General features: G+C 72.7%; 11 protein-coding genes and 1 CRISPR repeat array. Of the genes, 3 read left to right on the plus strand and 8 right to left on the minus strand.

The features are described 5' to 3' along the window. Nucleotides 1-97 precede the first annotated feature (97 nt). The gene (locus ACZ6Z8_RS04255) at nucleotides 98-664 is read right to left on the minus strand and encodes a DJ-1/PfpI family protein (protein ID WP_465606146.1); all 567 of its coding nucleotides are present in this window, start codon (nucleotides 662-664) and stop codon (nucleotides 98-100) included. Between the two features lie 417 nt (nucleotides 665-1,081). On the opposite strand from ACZ6Z8_RS04255, the gene ACZ6Z8_RS04260 reads away from it, so the two are divergent. The 3 genes from ACZ6Z8_RS04260 to ACZ6Z8_RS04270 all read left to right on the plus strand — a co-directional run bounded on the left by ACZ6Z8_RS04260 (nucleotide 1,082) and on the right by ACZ6Z8_RS04270 (nucleotide 2,843). Then, a complete protein-coding gene (locus ACZ6Z8_RS04260) occupies nucleotides 1,082-1,630 on the plus strand; it encodes an RBBP9/YdeN family alpha/beta hydrolase (protein ID WP_465606148.1) in 549 nt (182 codons plus the stop codon). A 19-nt stretch (nucleotides 1,631-1,649) separates the two neighbouring features. Next, entirely contained in the window at nucleotides 1,650-2,258 is a 609-nt protein-coding gene (locus tag ACZ6Z8_RS04265; RefSeq protein ID WP_465606150.1) for a hypothetical protein, read from the plus strand. Nucleotides 2,259-2,477: 219 nt separating this feature from the next. Further along, nucleotides 2,478-2,843, plus strand: coding sequence for a hypothetical protein (locus ACZ6Z8_RS04270; protein ID WP_465606152.1), 366 nt, complete (start codon nucleotides 2,478-2,480; stop codon nucleotides 2,841-2,843). A gap of 1,518 nt (nucleotides 2,844-4,361) precedes the next feature. Continuing rightward, nucleotides 4,362-8,100: direct repeats of the CRISPR family, unit length 29 nt; unit sequence CGGCTGACCCCCGCTGGCGCGGGGAGGAG. Between the two features lie 21 nt (nucleotides 8,101-8,121). Here ACZ6Z8_RS04270 and cas2e read toward each other — a convergent pair. The 7 genes from cas2e to casA form a co-directional block, all read right to left on the minus strand. Further along, on the minus strand, nucleotides 8,122-8,442 hold the full coding sequence (gene cas2e / locus ACZ6Z8_RS04275) for a type I-E CRISPR-associated endoribonuclease Cas2e (protein WP_465606154.1): 321 nt from the start codon (nucleotides 8,440-8,442) through the stop codon (nucleotides 8,122-8,124). A 43-nt stretch (nucleotides 8,443-8,485) separates the two neighbouring features. Continuing rightward, the gene (gene cas1e / locus ACZ6Z8_RS04280; protein WP_465606341.1) at nucleotides 8,486-9,409 is read right to left on the minus strand and encodes a type I-E CRISPR-associated endonuclease Cas1e; all 924 of its coding nucleotides are present in this window, start codon (nucleotides 9,407-9,409) and stop codon (nucleotides 8,486-8,488) included. 62 nt (nucleotides 9,410-9,471) lie between these two features. Next, nucleotides 9,472-10,128: a type I-E CRISPR-associated protein Cas6/Cse3/CasE gene (cas6e, locus tag ACZ6Z8_RS04285; protein WP_465606155.1), complete on the minus strand. Its 657-nt coding sequence runs from the start codon at nucleotides 10,126-10,128 to the stop codon at nucleotides 9,472-9,474. After that, the gene (gene cas5e, locus ACZ6Z8_RS04290; RefSeq protein ID WP_465606157.1) at nucleotides 10,125-10,955 is read right to left on the minus strand and encodes a type I-E CRISPR-associated protein Cas5/CasD; all 831 of its coding nucleotides are present in this window, start codon (nucleotides 10,953-10,955) and stop codon (nucleotides 10,125-10,127) included. Before cas5e ends, cas6e begins: the two co-directional genes overlap by 4 nt. Beyond that, nucleotides 10,952-12,133, minus strand: coding sequence for a type I-E CRISPR-associated protein Cas7/Cse4/CasC (gene cas7e, locus ACZ6Z8_RS04295; protein WP_465606159.1), 1,182 nt, complete (start codon nucleotides 12,131-12,133; stop codon nucleotides 10,952-10,954). The genes cas5e and cas7e overlap by 4 nt, the downstream gene beginning before the upstream one ends. Nucleotides 12,134-12,193: 60 nt before the next feature. Beyond that, the gene (gene casB, locus ACZ6Z8_RS04300; protein WP_465606161.1) at nucleotides 12,194-13,129 is read right to left on the minus strand and encodes a type I-E CRISPR-associated protein Cse2/CasB; all 936 of its coding nucleotides are present in this window, start codon (nucleotides 13,127-13,129) and stop codon (nucleotides 12,194-12,196) included. Beyond that, complete coding sequence (casA, locus tag ACZ6Z8_RS04305) at nucleotides 13,126-14,736, minus strand: type I-E CRISPR-associated protein Cse1/CasA (RefSeq protein ID WP_465606163.1); 1,611 nt, start codon at nucleotides 14,734-14,736, stop codon at nucleotides 13,126-13,128. The genes casB and casA overlap by 4 nt, the downstream gene beginning before the upstream one ends. Between the last annotated feature and the right edge of the window lie 133 nt (nucleotides 14,737-14,869).

The raw sequence follows: 14,869 nt of genomic DNA on the forward strand, positions 1-14,869 counted from the left end.
CGTACGGCGGCGGTCATCGGCCTGGAGGAGGGCCCGCGACCCTGACCGCGACCCGGAGCCGTACCCCGAGTTCTCTCGGGGTACGGCCGGAGCGGGGTCAGCTCAGCGGGGCCTTGGTGCGCAGGACCTCGATGAAGGCCCGCAGCCACCCCGGGTGGTCGGGCCAGGCCCGGGCCGAGACGACCACGCCGTCCACCACTGCCTCGCCGTCCACGAACTCGGCGCCCGCCGCCTTGATGTCCGGGGCGAGCGCCGGGTAGGCGGAGGTGCGGCGGCCGTCGAGCAGCCCGGCGGCGGCGGTGATCAGCGGGCCGTGGCAGATCTGGGCGACCGGCTTGTCCCCGTCGAAGAAGTGCCGGGCGATCCGCTGGACCTCCGGGTCGTTGCGCAGGTACTCGGGGGCGCGACCGCCGGGGATGACCAGGGCGACGTAGTCGGCCGGATCGACGTCGGCCAGGGCGAGGTCGGCGGGCCAGGTGTAGCCGGGCTTCTCCGTGTACGTGTCGTAGCCGTCCACGAAGTCGTGCACCACGAACTGCAGGCGCTTCTTGGTCGGGGCCGCGATGTCGACCTGGTAGCCCTCCTCGCGCAGCCGCTGGTACGGGTAGAACACCTCCAGCGACTCGGCGGCGTCCCCGGTGACGAGCAGGATCTTCGATGTCATCGCCGACATCCCTCCACATGATCGAGCGTCAGGCCTGGTGCGAGCCCTGGGCGGTGGTCGCCGCCGCTCGGGCCCGGTCCAACCTCCCGTACCGGCCGCGCCGTTGGCAACCAGGCGCACCGGGTGCACGGCGGCGCATCACCCGGCTCGTGCGCCGCTTGCGAGCCTTGCGCGCCGGGGCGGTGGCGGGTGCGGGAGGGGCTGCGGTCACGGGTGCGGCGCCCGGCTCTTGCGACGGGCCTGCCGAGCGGGTGCGGCGCCCGGCTCTTGCGACGGGCCGGCGCCCGGCTGCGGCGCCTCGGCGGGCGCGGCCTAGACTCTCGTGCTGCCCGTTCACCGACCACCCACCGACCGCCCCCCGTCCGCTCACCGGACGTCCATCGCCCGCAGCCCGCCCGACCGACTCCCGGAGGAGCCATGCCCGACCGCACCACCTACCTCATCCTCCCCGGCTACCAGAACTCCGGCCCCACGCACTGGCAGACCCTCTGGCAGACCGCCGAGCCGGAGGCCTTCCGCCGGGTCGAGCAGGCGGACTGGGACCACCCGGACCAGGACGACTGGGTGGCCCGGGTGGACGCGGCGGTGGCGGCGGCCGCCGCCGAGGGACCGGTGGTGCTGGTCGCGCACAGTCTGGGCTGCGTCACCGTGGCCCGCTGGGTGGCGGGGGCGCCGGCCGGGCGGACCGCCGCCGTGCGGGGCGCGCTGCTGGTCGCCCCGGCGGACATCGACACCGCCGAGGTGCCGGAGCTGCTGGGCTTCCGGCCGGTGGCGCTGGAGCGGTTCCCGTTCCCGTCGGTGGTGGTCTCCTCCACCGACGACCCGTGGGTGACTCCGGCACGGGCCCGGCAGTTCGCGGCGGCCTGGGGCGCCCGCCACGTCGAGCGGGGCGCGTACGGGCACCTCAACTCGGAATCGGGGCTGGGCGACTGGCCGGAGGGCCGGAAGCTTCTCGCGGAGCTGTGACCACATGACCGGGGGGACGATGAACGAACGCCGGACCAGCCGGACACCGCGAGCCAGGCGCGCCCTCATCCGGGTACTGCTGGCCTGCGGGGCGGTGGCCGTACTGCTGTACACCGAGGGGCAGTGGGAGAGCCGCTCGGGCGGTCTGATGCTGGTCGCCGACCTGCTGAACCGGCCGGAGCTGCTGCTCGGCGGCGCACTGGCCGCGCTGATCGCCGCCGCCTGGCTGAGCGACCGCCGCACCGCCGTACGGGCCGCCACCCGGGCGGTCACGGTCACCGCCGGGGTGGTGTTCCTGCTCGGCGTGCTGGCCGCGCACAAGGTGTCGGCGGCCGAGACCCGCAGCCGGGAGGTCGCCCCGGCCGGCGCCGAGCAGACCCTGGTGGTGGTGCACCGCTCGTACGGCTCCGGACCGCAGGCCGGCGAGCACTGGCAGGTGCTGCTGGAGAGCGGCGAGGGCTGGTCGGCCCGGCGCTGGCTGCTGGCGGACGTCGGCGGCGTACCGGGCGACGCCCGGCTGGTGGGGGCGAGTTGGACCGGGCGCACGCAGATCACCGTGGTCACCGACTCCTACCGGCGGGTGTTCAACCTCGACCAGGACAGCGGCGAGCCGGTCGAGGCCCGGTAGGACGCCGGTTCCGGGCGGTGGCGCCGTCCCGGACGCGGGACGCCCTGGATGCGCCCGGAGTGCGGGCAGGCACCAATGCTCGGCCGACACTCATATGCGACCGTCACCACGAGCGTTTGTTTGCATGCAGAGGGTAGCTAACCGGGGTGCGGGCGGCACATCCCGTCCGCCCAGGACGACCGTCGAGATCGTCCACACCCCATCGGGAAGGACACCCCCATGAGTGACAGCTACGACACCGGCTTCAAGTCGGCCACCCTCGCGTTCGGCAACCACAACGGCGGCAACCCCGCCACGGTGGAGCAGAGCCTGAACTTCGACCGGCCCATCCTCCAGTACAGCGCGGGAGACTTCATGGTCGACGTCGCCCTGAAGTGCTGGAACCTCCAGGCCGAGAACCAGGCCGGCACCAGGATCGAGATGCCCTTCAGCGCCGCCCAGGTCCATGCCGACGTCGTCAGCGTCCACGGCCGGACCGTCACGGTGCGGGTCACCGCCCAGCTGACCCCGCTCAACCCCGGCGACAGCTACCGCTTCTCCGGCTCCGTCGACATCGTGGCCATCGCCGGGCTCGAACAGCAGTAGGCAGGGCTGCTCAACTCCTGGGCGGCTCCCGGCAATGGAAGTGCCGGGAGCCGCCCACAACGTACCGCAACCGGCCGCCCCCAGGAGCGTGTTCAGCCGGTCGTGGACCCGCGTCAGAGTCGGACAATGTGGTGTGTCCGTGGCAGCGCGGATGGCGTCCAGCCGGCCCAGGAGGTCCGCACTGCGGCCCATTGGTCGGCGCCTCCGGCATGGACATCCACGGCTGGGAGGTGATCAAGGCCAGGCACGACATCTGGGGCTGCGCCAGCAATCGCAACGAACTCTGGCCCCGCTCCCCCGACACCGCCTGATCAATGACCAGCAATACGGGTCCGCGGCGCGTACGCGTACCTGCGCTGCGGACCCGGACAGTGCAGTGCGGTGCCACTGCCGCGAACCCAGCCCGCAGCTGGTCGAACGAGGAGCAGGCCCGCGTTGCAGGAGCGGGCGCACCCGATGCCGGTACGCACACCGTCCTTCCGACGCGGTCAGCCTCAATGGACTGAACCGGGCGGCGAACCGCACCTTGGCGTAACGAGAACGGATGTATCCGACCACCCCTGGCTGACCCCCGCTGGCGCGGGGAGAAGGGGCACCGCAACCCGGTCGCGTTCTCCCAGAGCGGCCGACCCCCGCTGGCGCAGGGAGAAGACCGACCGTCCCGCCTACGCCATCCCGCGTCCGGCTGACCCCGCGGCCGGGAGCGGTAGCACCCCGGTTCCGAGGCAGCTAACCCCCGCTGGCGCGGGGACGAGGTCACGGACGGCTACATGTCGGTTGGCGGCGGCTGCCCCCCGCTGGCGCGGGGAGGAAATCCAGCAGGGCGTCAATTCCGGAGCGGCCGGGGCTGACCCCCGCTGGCGCGGGGAGGAGCGGATCACCTCGACTAGCGGCCGTGCGGCGAGCGGCTGACCCCCGCTGGCGCGGGGAGGAGAGCTCATGCCTCAGCCTGGCACAGTCAAAAGCTGGCTGACCCCCGCTGGCGCGGGGAGGAGACTTCCCCGGTCGGCACCTTCGGCGTGAAGTCCGGCTGACCCCCGCTGGCGCCGGGATGACGTCTATCTGGTGCTGCTGCTTCGCCATGTGCTGATTCGCCATGTCTTCCGGCTGACCCCCGCTGGCGCGGGGAGGGCCGCCGAGGTCCGGCGCAGCTCACCTACAAGACTGCTGACCCCCGCTGGCGCAGGGCGGACACCTTTCCGCCTACGCACGAAGGATGACCCCAGGCTGCCCCCCGCTGGCGCGGGGAGGACATCGTCGGCCGGGATAAGGCGTCCAGGACCCCCGGCTGAGCCCCACTGGCGCGGGGAGGACGCCGGTCCGCTGGCCGGTCCGCTGCCGGGCGATCGCCCGGATCGGCATCTGCTCGGCCCGGTGCAGTCGACGGATCTCAGCCCAGTCCTCCACGCGAATCACCCTCTCCTCCTGACCCTCGATGAAGATCAGGATGAACAGAAGATCGCGAAGTGGGTCCCGTTTCATGCGCCGATCAGCGGTCAGTTTTCACCCGTCGCTGACAGGCTGACCCCCGCTGGCGCGGGGAGGAGTGATCGTAGACAAGTCGGCTCCGGCCGCGCTTCGGCTGACCCCCGCTGGCGCGGGGAGGAGGACACCGAGGCCGAGCTGTTCTCCGACAGCGACGGCTGACCCCCGCTGGCGCGGGGAGGAGCCCACGCCGACGCAGATCGCCTGTAGCGAGACCGGCTGACCCCCGCTGGCGCGGGGAGGAGGAAACCCGGGGACAGCGGTGGTCACCGGTCGACGGCTGACCCCCGCTGGCGCGGGGAGGAGTGGGAACCAGGTGGGCTGAGACCCCGGTGAGGCGGCTGACCCCCGCTGGCGCGGGGAGGAGCTGGACCTGCCGGAGGCGCAGTACCTGATCAACGACTGACCCCCGCTGGCGCGGGGAGGAGGGGGCGAGTGGCGGAATGGAAGACGCAGCGACCGGCTGACCCCCGCTGGCGCGGGGAGGAGACTGGCGTGACCTTGATGGGGTAGCGACCTGGCGGCTGACCCCCGCTGGCGCGGGGAGGAGGGGTCATGACAGTGGGCTCCTCAGCGGACGGTCGGCTGACCCCCGCTGGCGCGGGGAGGAGCCCGCCGAGGGCGGGCACCCCGCGCACGGCACCGGCTGACCCCCGCTGGCGCGGGGAGGAGTCGTAGCCGTCGAACTCGTACGTGATGTCGCCCGGCTGACCCCCGCTGGCGCGGGGAGGAGCCTGTGGCGGGGCCGCATGGGCTGAGCAAGGCCGGCTGACCCCCGCTGGCGCGGGGAGGAGGATCTCAAGGTCGCGCACACCGACCCGTTCGCCGACTGACCCCCGCTGGCGCGGGGAGGAGCGCCGCACGGCCACCGGGGACGGGCTGACCCCCGCTGGCGCGGGGAGGAGGGCCGGTGGGGCAGGATCGGCGGCATGGTCAACGGCTGACCCCCGCTGGCACGGGGAGGAGGTGACCCACGGGTGTTTCCGGAAACTCGTTTCCGGCTGACCCCCGCTGGCGCGGGGAGGAGTCGAGCCGCGCCTGGCCCGGGCGGTCGCTGGCCGGCTGACCCCCGCTGGCGCGGGGAGGAGTAGTCGATGCTGCCCTTGGGCTGCGGCTTCTTCGGCTGACCCCCGCTGGCGCGGGGAGGAGATCGCCTTCTTCGTCTCGTCGCTGAAACCGGGCGGCTGACCCCCGCTGGCGCGGGGGAGGAGATCGTGCCGCCGGCCAGCAGCAGGCCAAGATGCGGCTGACCCCCGCTGGCGCGGGGAGGAGGACCCGACCGTCTGGTCGGGTCCCGAGCCGGCGGCTGACCCCCGCTGGCGCGGGGAGGAGGTTGGCGGGCCGGGCCGGTGGGTGGTCGCCGGCGGCTGACCCCCGCTGGCGCGGGGAGGAGTGTTCCATGATCTCTTGGAGAGCATCGTTGATCGGCTGACCCCCGCTGGCGCGGGGAGGAGGAAGTCCCAGAAGCCGACGGTCCAGGTTCCGGCGGCTGACCCCCGCTGACGTGGGGAGGAGTCACTCCCCCGCCGTGGTGCACCGTGATCGTGCGGCTGACCCCCGCTGGCGCGGGGAGGAGACCTCCCGCTGGGTGGGGAGGCGGTCGCCGGGCGGTTGACCCCCGCTGGCGCGGGGAGGAGGACTACCACCTCGCCAACCACATCGGCCACTTCGGCTGACCCCCGCTGGCGCGGGGAGGAGGCGCCCCCGCGCGACCACAGGGCGATCGCCTCTGGCTGACCCCCGCTGGCGCGGGGAGGAGCAGTTGCGGCCCGTGTCGTCCGCCACGGGGTTCGGCTGACCCCCGCTGGCGCGGGGAGGAGTGTCCGTGCTCCTCGACGCCGCCCCCCTCGGCCGGCTGACCCCCGCTGGCGCGGGGAGGAGGCGTCCGGCCGCCCCTCGACGTCCGCGCCGGACGGCTGACCCCCGCTGGCGCGGGGAGGAGGACGAGTACCCGTTCATCCTGCTCAACCTCGTCGGCTGCCCCCCGCTGGCGCGGGGAGGAACGGGCCTGCCAGGTGACCGCGTCGCGCCAGGGCGGCTGACCCCCGCTGGCGCGGGGAGGAGGGCCTCGCGGGCCGCTTCGAGCTCCGAGGGCAGGGCTGACCCCCGCTGGCGCGGGGAGGAGCAACACAGACGGGGCGCTGGACCCGACAAACACGGCTGACCCCCGCTGGCGCGGGGAGGAGACGCCCGGCACGGTGTGCACCTCACCCGTCTCCGGCTGACCCCCGCTGGCGCGGGGAGGAGTCCTCAGCCAGCACCGCCATTTCCACCGCCGGCGGCTGACCCGCGCTGGCGCGGGGAGGAGTGCGCGGTCTGCTTGCGTATGAGGCTGCCGCACGGCTGACCCCCGCTGGCGCGGGGAGGAGGGCGTGCCGTTCGACGCCCCCAGATCCTCGACCGGCTGACCCCCGCTGGCGCGGGGAGGAGCAGCACGTCGGCGTCCGTCATCGTCACCACCCCGGCTGACCCCCGCTGGCGCGGGGAGGAGGTCAACATCGCGGCATCGACGGCGGGCAAGGCCGGCTGACCTCCGCTGGCGCGGGGAGGAGCAGCTCGCCGGTGCGGAGGTGGCGCCAGCGCCCGGCTGACCCCCGCTGGCGCGGGGAGGAGGTGCGGGCCAGCCGCACCACGCTATTCCAGGGCGGCTGACCCCCGCTGGCGCGGGGAGGAGCCCCGCGGAACACTCGGGACCGGGCGGACCAACGGCTGACCCCCGCTGGCGCGGGGAGGAGACCCGCACCGCCCGTACATCGACGACGTCACCTGGCTGACCCCCGCTGGCGCGGGGAGGAGCCTGCCGGACGAGCGCACCGATCAGGGCCGCGCGGCTGACCCCCGCTGGCGCGGGGAGGAGTCCGCCTGCTCGCGCGCCCACACGGTCTGGGCCGGCTGACCCCCGCTGGCGCGGGGAGGAGCAAGGACCGGCTCGCGCACTGGAACGCGGAAGCGGCTGACCCCCGCTGGCGCGGGGAGGAGTACAACCCCACTCTGTGGCTCGGGTAGCGCTGCGGCTGACCCCCGCTGGCGCGGGGAGGAGTAGCGCTGCTTGACCGCCGCCAGCCAGGCGTTCGGCTGACCCCCGCTGGCGCGGGGAGGAGGGCCTCGGGTGCCGTTCCCTCTGCTTGGCGGACGGCTGCCCCCCGCTGGCGCGGGGAGGAGATCGGGGCCGCGTGGTTCTCCCGCCACTCCAACGGCTGACCCCCGCTGGCGCGGGGAGGAGTGGACCGCCTGGGCGAGCGCGAGCGCCGCCGCCGGCTGACCCCCGCTGGCGCGGGGAGGAGCCACTGGGCGTGACCTGCAGTGATCTGACCACTGGCTGACCCCCGCTGGCGCGGGGAGGAGTGGCGGACGTCGTCGCCCGTGGCCGCGCAGGCCGGCTGACCCCCGCTGGCGCGGGGAGGAGCTTCGGGGGCGGCAGATCGAGACACTGAACGACGGCTGACCCCCGCTGGCGCGGGGAGGAGTCCCGCCGCGCGTTTTCTGCGCGGACTCGGAGCGGCTGACCCCCGCTGGCGCGGGGAGGAGATCGTCATCGGCAGCTGCTCGTCCTCGGTGGCCGGCTGACCCCCGCTGGCGCGGGGAGGAGCGGCCCCCGGCCGGCAGAAATCCTCGCCATTTCGGCTGACCCCCGCTGGCGCGGGGAGGAGCGGTCAAGGAGTTGCCGCTGCGGGTCGTCCGTCGGCTGACCCCCGCTGGCGCGGGGAGGAGCTGGTGAAGGGCACGATGAGCGTCGGGCGCCCCGGCTGACCCCCGCTGGCGCGGGGAGGAGGCTTTCCGACCTGCGGCGTTCCTACGGCTTTGCCGTTTCTTGGCCATCGACGGGCTGCACAGCCGCCATCGCCACCAACGTCAGCCCGTCGAAGTCGACAGGCTTCCGCCTCTGCTCACCTGCCGTCCGAAGCTCGAATCCCTGTTCGTTGGCCGCCGTATGCACCAGGACAGCCACTCCTGCCCCAACGCATCCGCTGACGGCCTGCCAGAGTTCCTCCCGCACCTTCGCGGAGATGGTGCCGACGTACAGCTGAGGCGTGACCTCGATGAGCCAGCGGGTGAGGGCGCCCCGTACGTGGTCGGGGACAGCGGTGGCGGACAGGACGGTCATGGTTGCCATGGTTGCTCCCCCGCGGGGCGGGCAGGCATGAGCCCTTGAACTCTCACGGCCGCTGCTCCTCCGCGTAGTTGACGCCGCCCGGGATGGGGCCGGAGACCGGGTCCCACAGGTCGACGAGTTGTTCCTCCGGGTCCGGGAGGACGATGTCCTGGTCCGGCGCGAGCAGGCGCTGGATGTCGGTGACGATGCGGGGCAACAGGCGGAACAGGCGAAGGCCGTCGCGGAAGCCTCGGCGGGCGTCGGCTTCCGGCTGTGGGGAGGCGTGGAGGGAGAAGGCCAGCGGGATGGTGAGTTCGGCCTTGTAGAGGTCGGCGACGTCGTAGACGAACGCCTGCTGGTTGCCGTTGTGGACGAAACCGAGGGCGGGCGAGCAGCCGAGGGCGAGGACGGCCGCGTGGACGATGCCGTAGAGGCACGTGTTGGCGGATGAGAGAGCGAGATTGACCGGGTCCTGGCTCTCCCAGGAGTCCGGATCGTAGCTTCGGCGGAAGCGGCCGATGCGGTGCTGCTGGGCGAGGAGGCGGTAATGGGCCTTGACCCGTTGGCCTTCGAGGCCGCGGAGTTTGGCGAGATTGCTCCCGGCGGGGACCGTGCCGCGGCCGAAGCGCTGCTCGTACATGGCGGTGGCGACGGCGAGGCAGGTGGTGTCGTCGGCCCAGGCGCGAGCTTGGCGTTCGAGCCAGGTGGTGCTGAGGGATTCGGGCAAGGTGGCGGCGTAGCAGCGGACGCCGCCGGATCCGGCGATGACGACGGTGGTGCCGTGGCGCGCGAAGGTGGCGAGGGCGCGGGCGGTGATGGAGGTGCCGGGGCCGAGGAGGACGCAACTGAGGGCAGCCGTAGGAAGGTAGACGGCTTCGGTGCCGCGGTGGGGGCTGGTGACCTCGGCGCAGACTCCGGTGTCGTCCTGGACGATGCGGACGATGTCGAGGTAGAGGAAGGAGAGGGAGTCGGCGACCCTCGGCAGCATGGCGACGGTGGGGGCGGCCAGTTTGCGGCGGGCGCTGCCGTCGTCGGGGCGGCGCCGGGAGGTCACCGGGTCTCCCGGTGGGGGGCGATGCTGAGGAGGCCGCAGCCGTAGGCCTTGCCCTTGCCGATGCCGTCGATCAGGCGGGTGCGCAGGCGGTCGGCGTCGGCGATGACGGCGGCGCCCTCGAAGAGGACGCGGTCGTGCTTGATGAGCCGTTGGTCGCTGCGCCGGTGTCCCCGGACGGCGTCGAGGGGCGTCGATCGCAGGGTACCGAGGTGCAGCCCGGTGGCTTCGGACTGGCGGGTCCACCACTCGTCGGCCGCTGCTCCTTGGAGGGAGACAACGGTCTTGAGCCGGTAGAGCTCGCGGGTGGCCCGGCTGGGGCGGCGGATGGGGTTGGCGGCGATGCGGTAGCGGATGTGCAGGCCAGGCCGGAGGGCTTCGAGGAGCGGGGTGAGCGGTTTGGTCATGGCTTGTCCGTAGCCGGCGGGCAGGCGATCGAGGTCGGGCGGTTGGGCGCTCTGGAGCAGGATCTGCTGTCCCGCTGCGGTGGTCTCGGCGCGGAAGAGGATGCCGAGTCGACGCCGGGCGTCGCTGTCGGCGATGCCGTCCGGGAAGAGGGACATCACGCGGTGGTGCAGGTCGATGGCGCCGTCGCTGTCGCGGCGGGCCTCCCGGCTTCGCTGGTCAGGGATGATGCGGGTCAGCCACAGGGTCATGCGAGGACGCTTTCGGGGCGGGTGGCGTGCTGGTCGAGGTAGCTGCCGAGGGCGGTGAGGTACACGGTGCCGAGGCCCCGGCAGCGGTCGGCGGGCAGGGTGAGGGTGCGCTGGTAGCGGGGGCGGGCCCGGTAGGAGCGCTCACGGGAGTGGAAGGTCAGGGGGTCGTCGGTGACCTCTCCGGCGGCTGTGCTGCCTTCGTCGTCGCCCGGCTGGGGGTGGTCGCCGAGGCGGTCGAGCGGCCGGTCGCCGTGGAAGTCGATGTCGACGGCCGTACTCCGCTGGGGGGCGCGTCGGGCGATCGGCAGGTGGACGAGGTGGTGCAGGGGGTCGTCGACCAGGCCGAGCAACAACGGGCCTTCGGGTGGGCAGGAGCGTCGGCCGAGGTAGGGCGGCCAGTGCGGGTTCCGCAGGGCGTTCTCCCAGATCTCAAGGCGACCGGGATCCGCGGTGACGGCGGCGGTGAAGACGGCGTCGGCGAGATAGTAGCGGTGGGACAGCAGTGTCGCGGTGGCGCCGGAGCGCTTCTTCCCCTCCGCCGTGGTGACGGTCCGCGCCGCGGGCAGCCCGCCGCCGACGGTGTGGAGGTCGCGCACGACGGTGCCCGGGCGGTCGGCCCGGACGGTCAGCGAGAGGGCGGCGAGGTCTCCGATGTCCTCGCCGCGCTTCCTGCCGAGAGCCGCGGCAAGCAGGCCGATGACGCCGGAGCGGGTGGGGAAGGGAGCGGTGTCGCGCTCGTTGAACTGGCTGCGCTCGCCCCAGGACTGCAGCGGAGCGGCGAAGCGCAGCAGCAGTCCCGGGGTGCTGGAGGAGACGGCGGGGGTCATACGCCGGCCTTGGCGAGGACGCCGGAGTCGGAGCCGAAGACGGCGTCGACGGCGGTGTCGATGAGCTGGGGGAAGGAGTCGACGCGGGTGCCCAGGCCGTCGAGGTCCTTGTCCTCAAGGCCGGCCCAGGCGGCGGTGATGATGCCGCGGCCGCCGAGGAGCTTGTTGGCCGCGGTGGCGTAGCGGGCGAGGGCGGCGCGGGAGGCGGGGCCGTAACCGCCGTTGTCGTGGGAGGGGACGGGCTGTTCGAAGGCGGCCGCGTACGAGAGGGGGCGGTCGCTGCGGACGGCGACGTGCACCAGGTCGGGGATGGTGTGGGGGGCAGTGGCGGTCTTCTTGGCGCGCGGCAGGGAGAGGATGAAGGCCTCGGCGAATCCGGTGGCGAGTTCGCGGGCCGCGTCGCGGTCGCCGCCGAGGTTGCGTTCGAGGTCGGCGAGGTCGACGGTGGCGTAGCGGTAGAAGACGCCGGCGCTGAACTCGGCGTGGCCCATGTGGGCGCTGCCGGTGGTGTCGCCCCAGGCGGAAGTGACGTCATCGACCGCGGAGAAGTAGTCCAGTTCGACGTCGGTGCCATGGGTGGTGAGGGCGTGGGCGACCTGCACCGCGCCGTCGACACCGGCGTCGTCGACCTCGGCGAGCATCCGGCCGAAGAGGTTGATGACACCGTTGCGGCTGCGCAGGACGGCGTCGATCCGGTCCTTGGGCAGGACGCTCTTGTCGCCGGCCTTCTTGATGTCCTTGGCGCTCTCGATGGCGTCGCGGTGCTCTTCGGCGAGGGCGGCGAGTTCGGCGACTGCGGTCTCGGGCACGTACACCATGGCGTTGGTGGTGATGACGGGCGAGTCCTTGGCGGTCTCGAACTTGATGCTGCTGCCGGCGGCGACGTGCTGGCCGGCTCGCTGGGCGAGCTGGGCGGGCCAGCCCCGCTCCTCCTGGAGGAGGCGGGTGACACGTGCGCCGATGCGGCGGGTGCGCAGGGCCTGCTCGCCGAGGCTGTCCTGGAAGTACTCGCGGACGGCGCGCTTCCAGGACTGGCTGCTGACGCGGGTGCGTTCGGTGTTGCCGTAGCGGACGGTCTTGACCGAGTTGTTGTCGTCGCGATTCAGGTTGGCGAACGGGACGCTCTGGACGACGTGGAGGTCGAGGAAGCGGGGGGTGGTGCGGTCGGGTGCGGGCATGCTCTGCTCCTTGGACGCGGATGTGCGGGTGGTGGCGGTTCGGGTTCGGGGTTTCGCCGGTCAGGCCTCGGGCTCGGTGTCTGCCGCGCCGCCGGCGTCGGTGTTGGTGTCGGTGCCCGTGGTCTCGGTCTCGGTCTCGGTCTCGGTCTTGCGATCGTCCTGTTCGCGGGCCCTGCGTTCCCCGTCCTTGCGCAGGGTGCGGTGGTAGTCCTGGAGCCAGATCCTCTTGATGGTGCCGGAGCGGCGTCGCCACTGGCAGAGGTCGACGAGGAGCTGCGCCCAGTCGATCTCCACGTCGCGGTCGCGCAGTTGACGGGTGACGCCGGGCAGGTGGCGGTGCAGGCCGTCGACGCTCTGGCGGGTCAGCAGGTTGAGGCGGGTCTCGGCGGAGGACTCCCGCAGTCCGGCTCCTTGGCTTCCGCCCAGGACGCCGTCGGCGAACGCGCGGCCGAGGCTACGTGGGGCCAGTCGCTTGGCTCTGACGGGCTGCGCGCCGTCGGCCAGGGCGCCAGGTGCGTCCGACATCGCGTCGTCAGTGCTCGCTGCTTCGTTGTGCTGGTCGCTCTTCGTCGAGGCCTCGTTCGTCAGGGCCTTGTTCGTCAAGGCCTCGGTCTTCGCGGCTTCCTTCGTCGAGTCCTCGTTCGTGTCCTCGTTCGTCGATTCCTCGTTCTTCGCCGCGGCGTACTGGTCGCGGCGCTGCGCCGCGATCAATGAGGCGACGGTGTAGAAAGCACGTTGGACGTCATGGTCGCGGGCCTGGTCGTCGGTGAGCCAGGAGGCCACGTAGCGGTGCATGAAGGGCACCGCGTCCAGGCCCTTGCCCACCCCGCGACGCAGAGCCGCGCGTACCCCGGGGTCGTCGTAGCTGCGCTGGTCGATCTTGCTGGTGAAGGCACGGGCGCGTCCCATCGAGGGGGTCAGGGAGCGCTCTTCTGCGGGTCGGGCCTCGTCGTCCGCGGGTTTCGCGGGGCCCGGGATGGCGGCGGTGTTGCTCACGAGTCCTCCGTGCTGGTGCTGCGGCCTGTGGTGCGGGTTGCCCTGGCAGGGGCTTTCGGCGGTCCGCCGTAGAGCTCGATGCGCGCGGCGGCGCAGGCCTTGGCCCCGCGCATGGTTCCCAGCGCGCCGTAGGTGACCGTGTCGTAGGCCTGTTCGGCGAGGGTTCGGAAGGCCGCGGTGGCACCGTCGAAGTCCCGTTCCCTGAGGCGCTTCCAGAACTCGGCCTCGGCGGCGGGCCAGTAGCGGGCTGCGGCGTCGACGGCCCAGGTGCAGTCACGGATTTTGGAGGCCGCGGTGAAGCCGGCCCAGGCCTTCTTGACAGCCCGGTCGAGGCGGTTGCCGTACCGCTCCCCCAGCGTGCGGAGACGGCCGATCTCGACGGCGATCGGTGCGCCGTCCTTCCGTTCGACGAGGTCGAGCACGGGCGGTGTTAGGGCGTCGACGAACTGGACGTCCTTGGCCTGTCCGTCCTGCTCGAATCCGAGCGCGTGCACCCTCAGCTCCTCCGAGACATCCGGAGCGAAGTCGAAGATGGTGGGACGCTGGGGTTTCGCGCTTCCGGCGGGGTCCTTGAGCAGTAGGGCGTCCAGGTCCCGCCACAGGGCGCGGTGGGAATCGGCGGGGCGGGCGTAGATGTTGCCTTCCTTGCTGGTCTGCCAGATCAGGTACGGGTCGCCTCCGCGGGGGATCTTGTGGAGGTAGGCCCAGGTGATGAACGCGTCCTTGACGAACGCGCCGGTGGTGTCGGGTACGAGCAGCAGCGCGTGCTGGGAGCGCGCCGTGAGCTCGGAGCACGGACCCTTCAGCTGCGGTGGGGCGGCGACCGGATCCGGCAGTTCCTGGCGTTCCCACGGGCAGAGGTCGCTGTCCCGGCTGACCTCGCGGCTGGGCTTCGGCAGCCCGGCCAGGAGCGTTTCGAAGAGCGTTCGGCCCTCCGGATGGTAGGAGAGCGCGCTGCGCAGCGGGCCGGCTTTGCTGCCGGCCTCCTTGACGTCGCCGACGGTGCGGCTGGAACAGCGCCCGGAGGGGCCGTAGTAGTGCCAGATGAGCAGGTGGAGAGCGGCCTGGTCCGGAGTCGGCAGGTCGGGGGCAGCACTGTTGACGTGCTTGAACCAGGAGTGGTTGTTGCCCGAGGGGCGGGTGGTGATGAGCTTGTCGACGCCGGCGGGGTTCGCGGGGTCGCACTGCTCGGCCAGCCGCGGGTCCTGGAGGAAGGGGCGTACGGGGTCGAACAGATCGAAGCGGCCGTGGTTCAGCTCGACGTACGCCGCGACCTGGTCCGGGTCGAACCGGCCCTCCGACACCAGGTCGTCGCGGCGCTCCCACCAGGTGTCGGGACCGGGCTTGTCGACGAAGACCTGGTCGAGCTCGGTCATGCGGGCGGTCATCGCGTACAGGACGCGGTACAGCGCGGAGAGGCCCGGCGGGGGCGCGATCGCGATCTGTTCGATCTCGTGTGCGCGGAGGAGGAGTTCGCGCAGGCCGACCGCCTCCGGGTGGGCGGTGCCGGCGTCCGCGAACTCGTCCTCCTCGTTGGGTCGGGTCCAGCGGACGGGGATCCACGCTTCGTCGAAGAGGTTGTAGGCGGGTGGTGGTGCGGATCGCATGCGGCCTCCTGCGAGACGGGTACGGGTGATCACAGGGTGGGTAGGCTCTGCGTGTCCCCGCAGCGAGCGGGGGTGAGCCGTGCGGCGCCTAGGAAAGCGGCTGCATCGGCAGTTCCGTCCCCGCGCAAGCGGG

The sequence above is a fragment of the Kitasatospora sp. NPDC101108 genome (assembly GCF_055584725.1).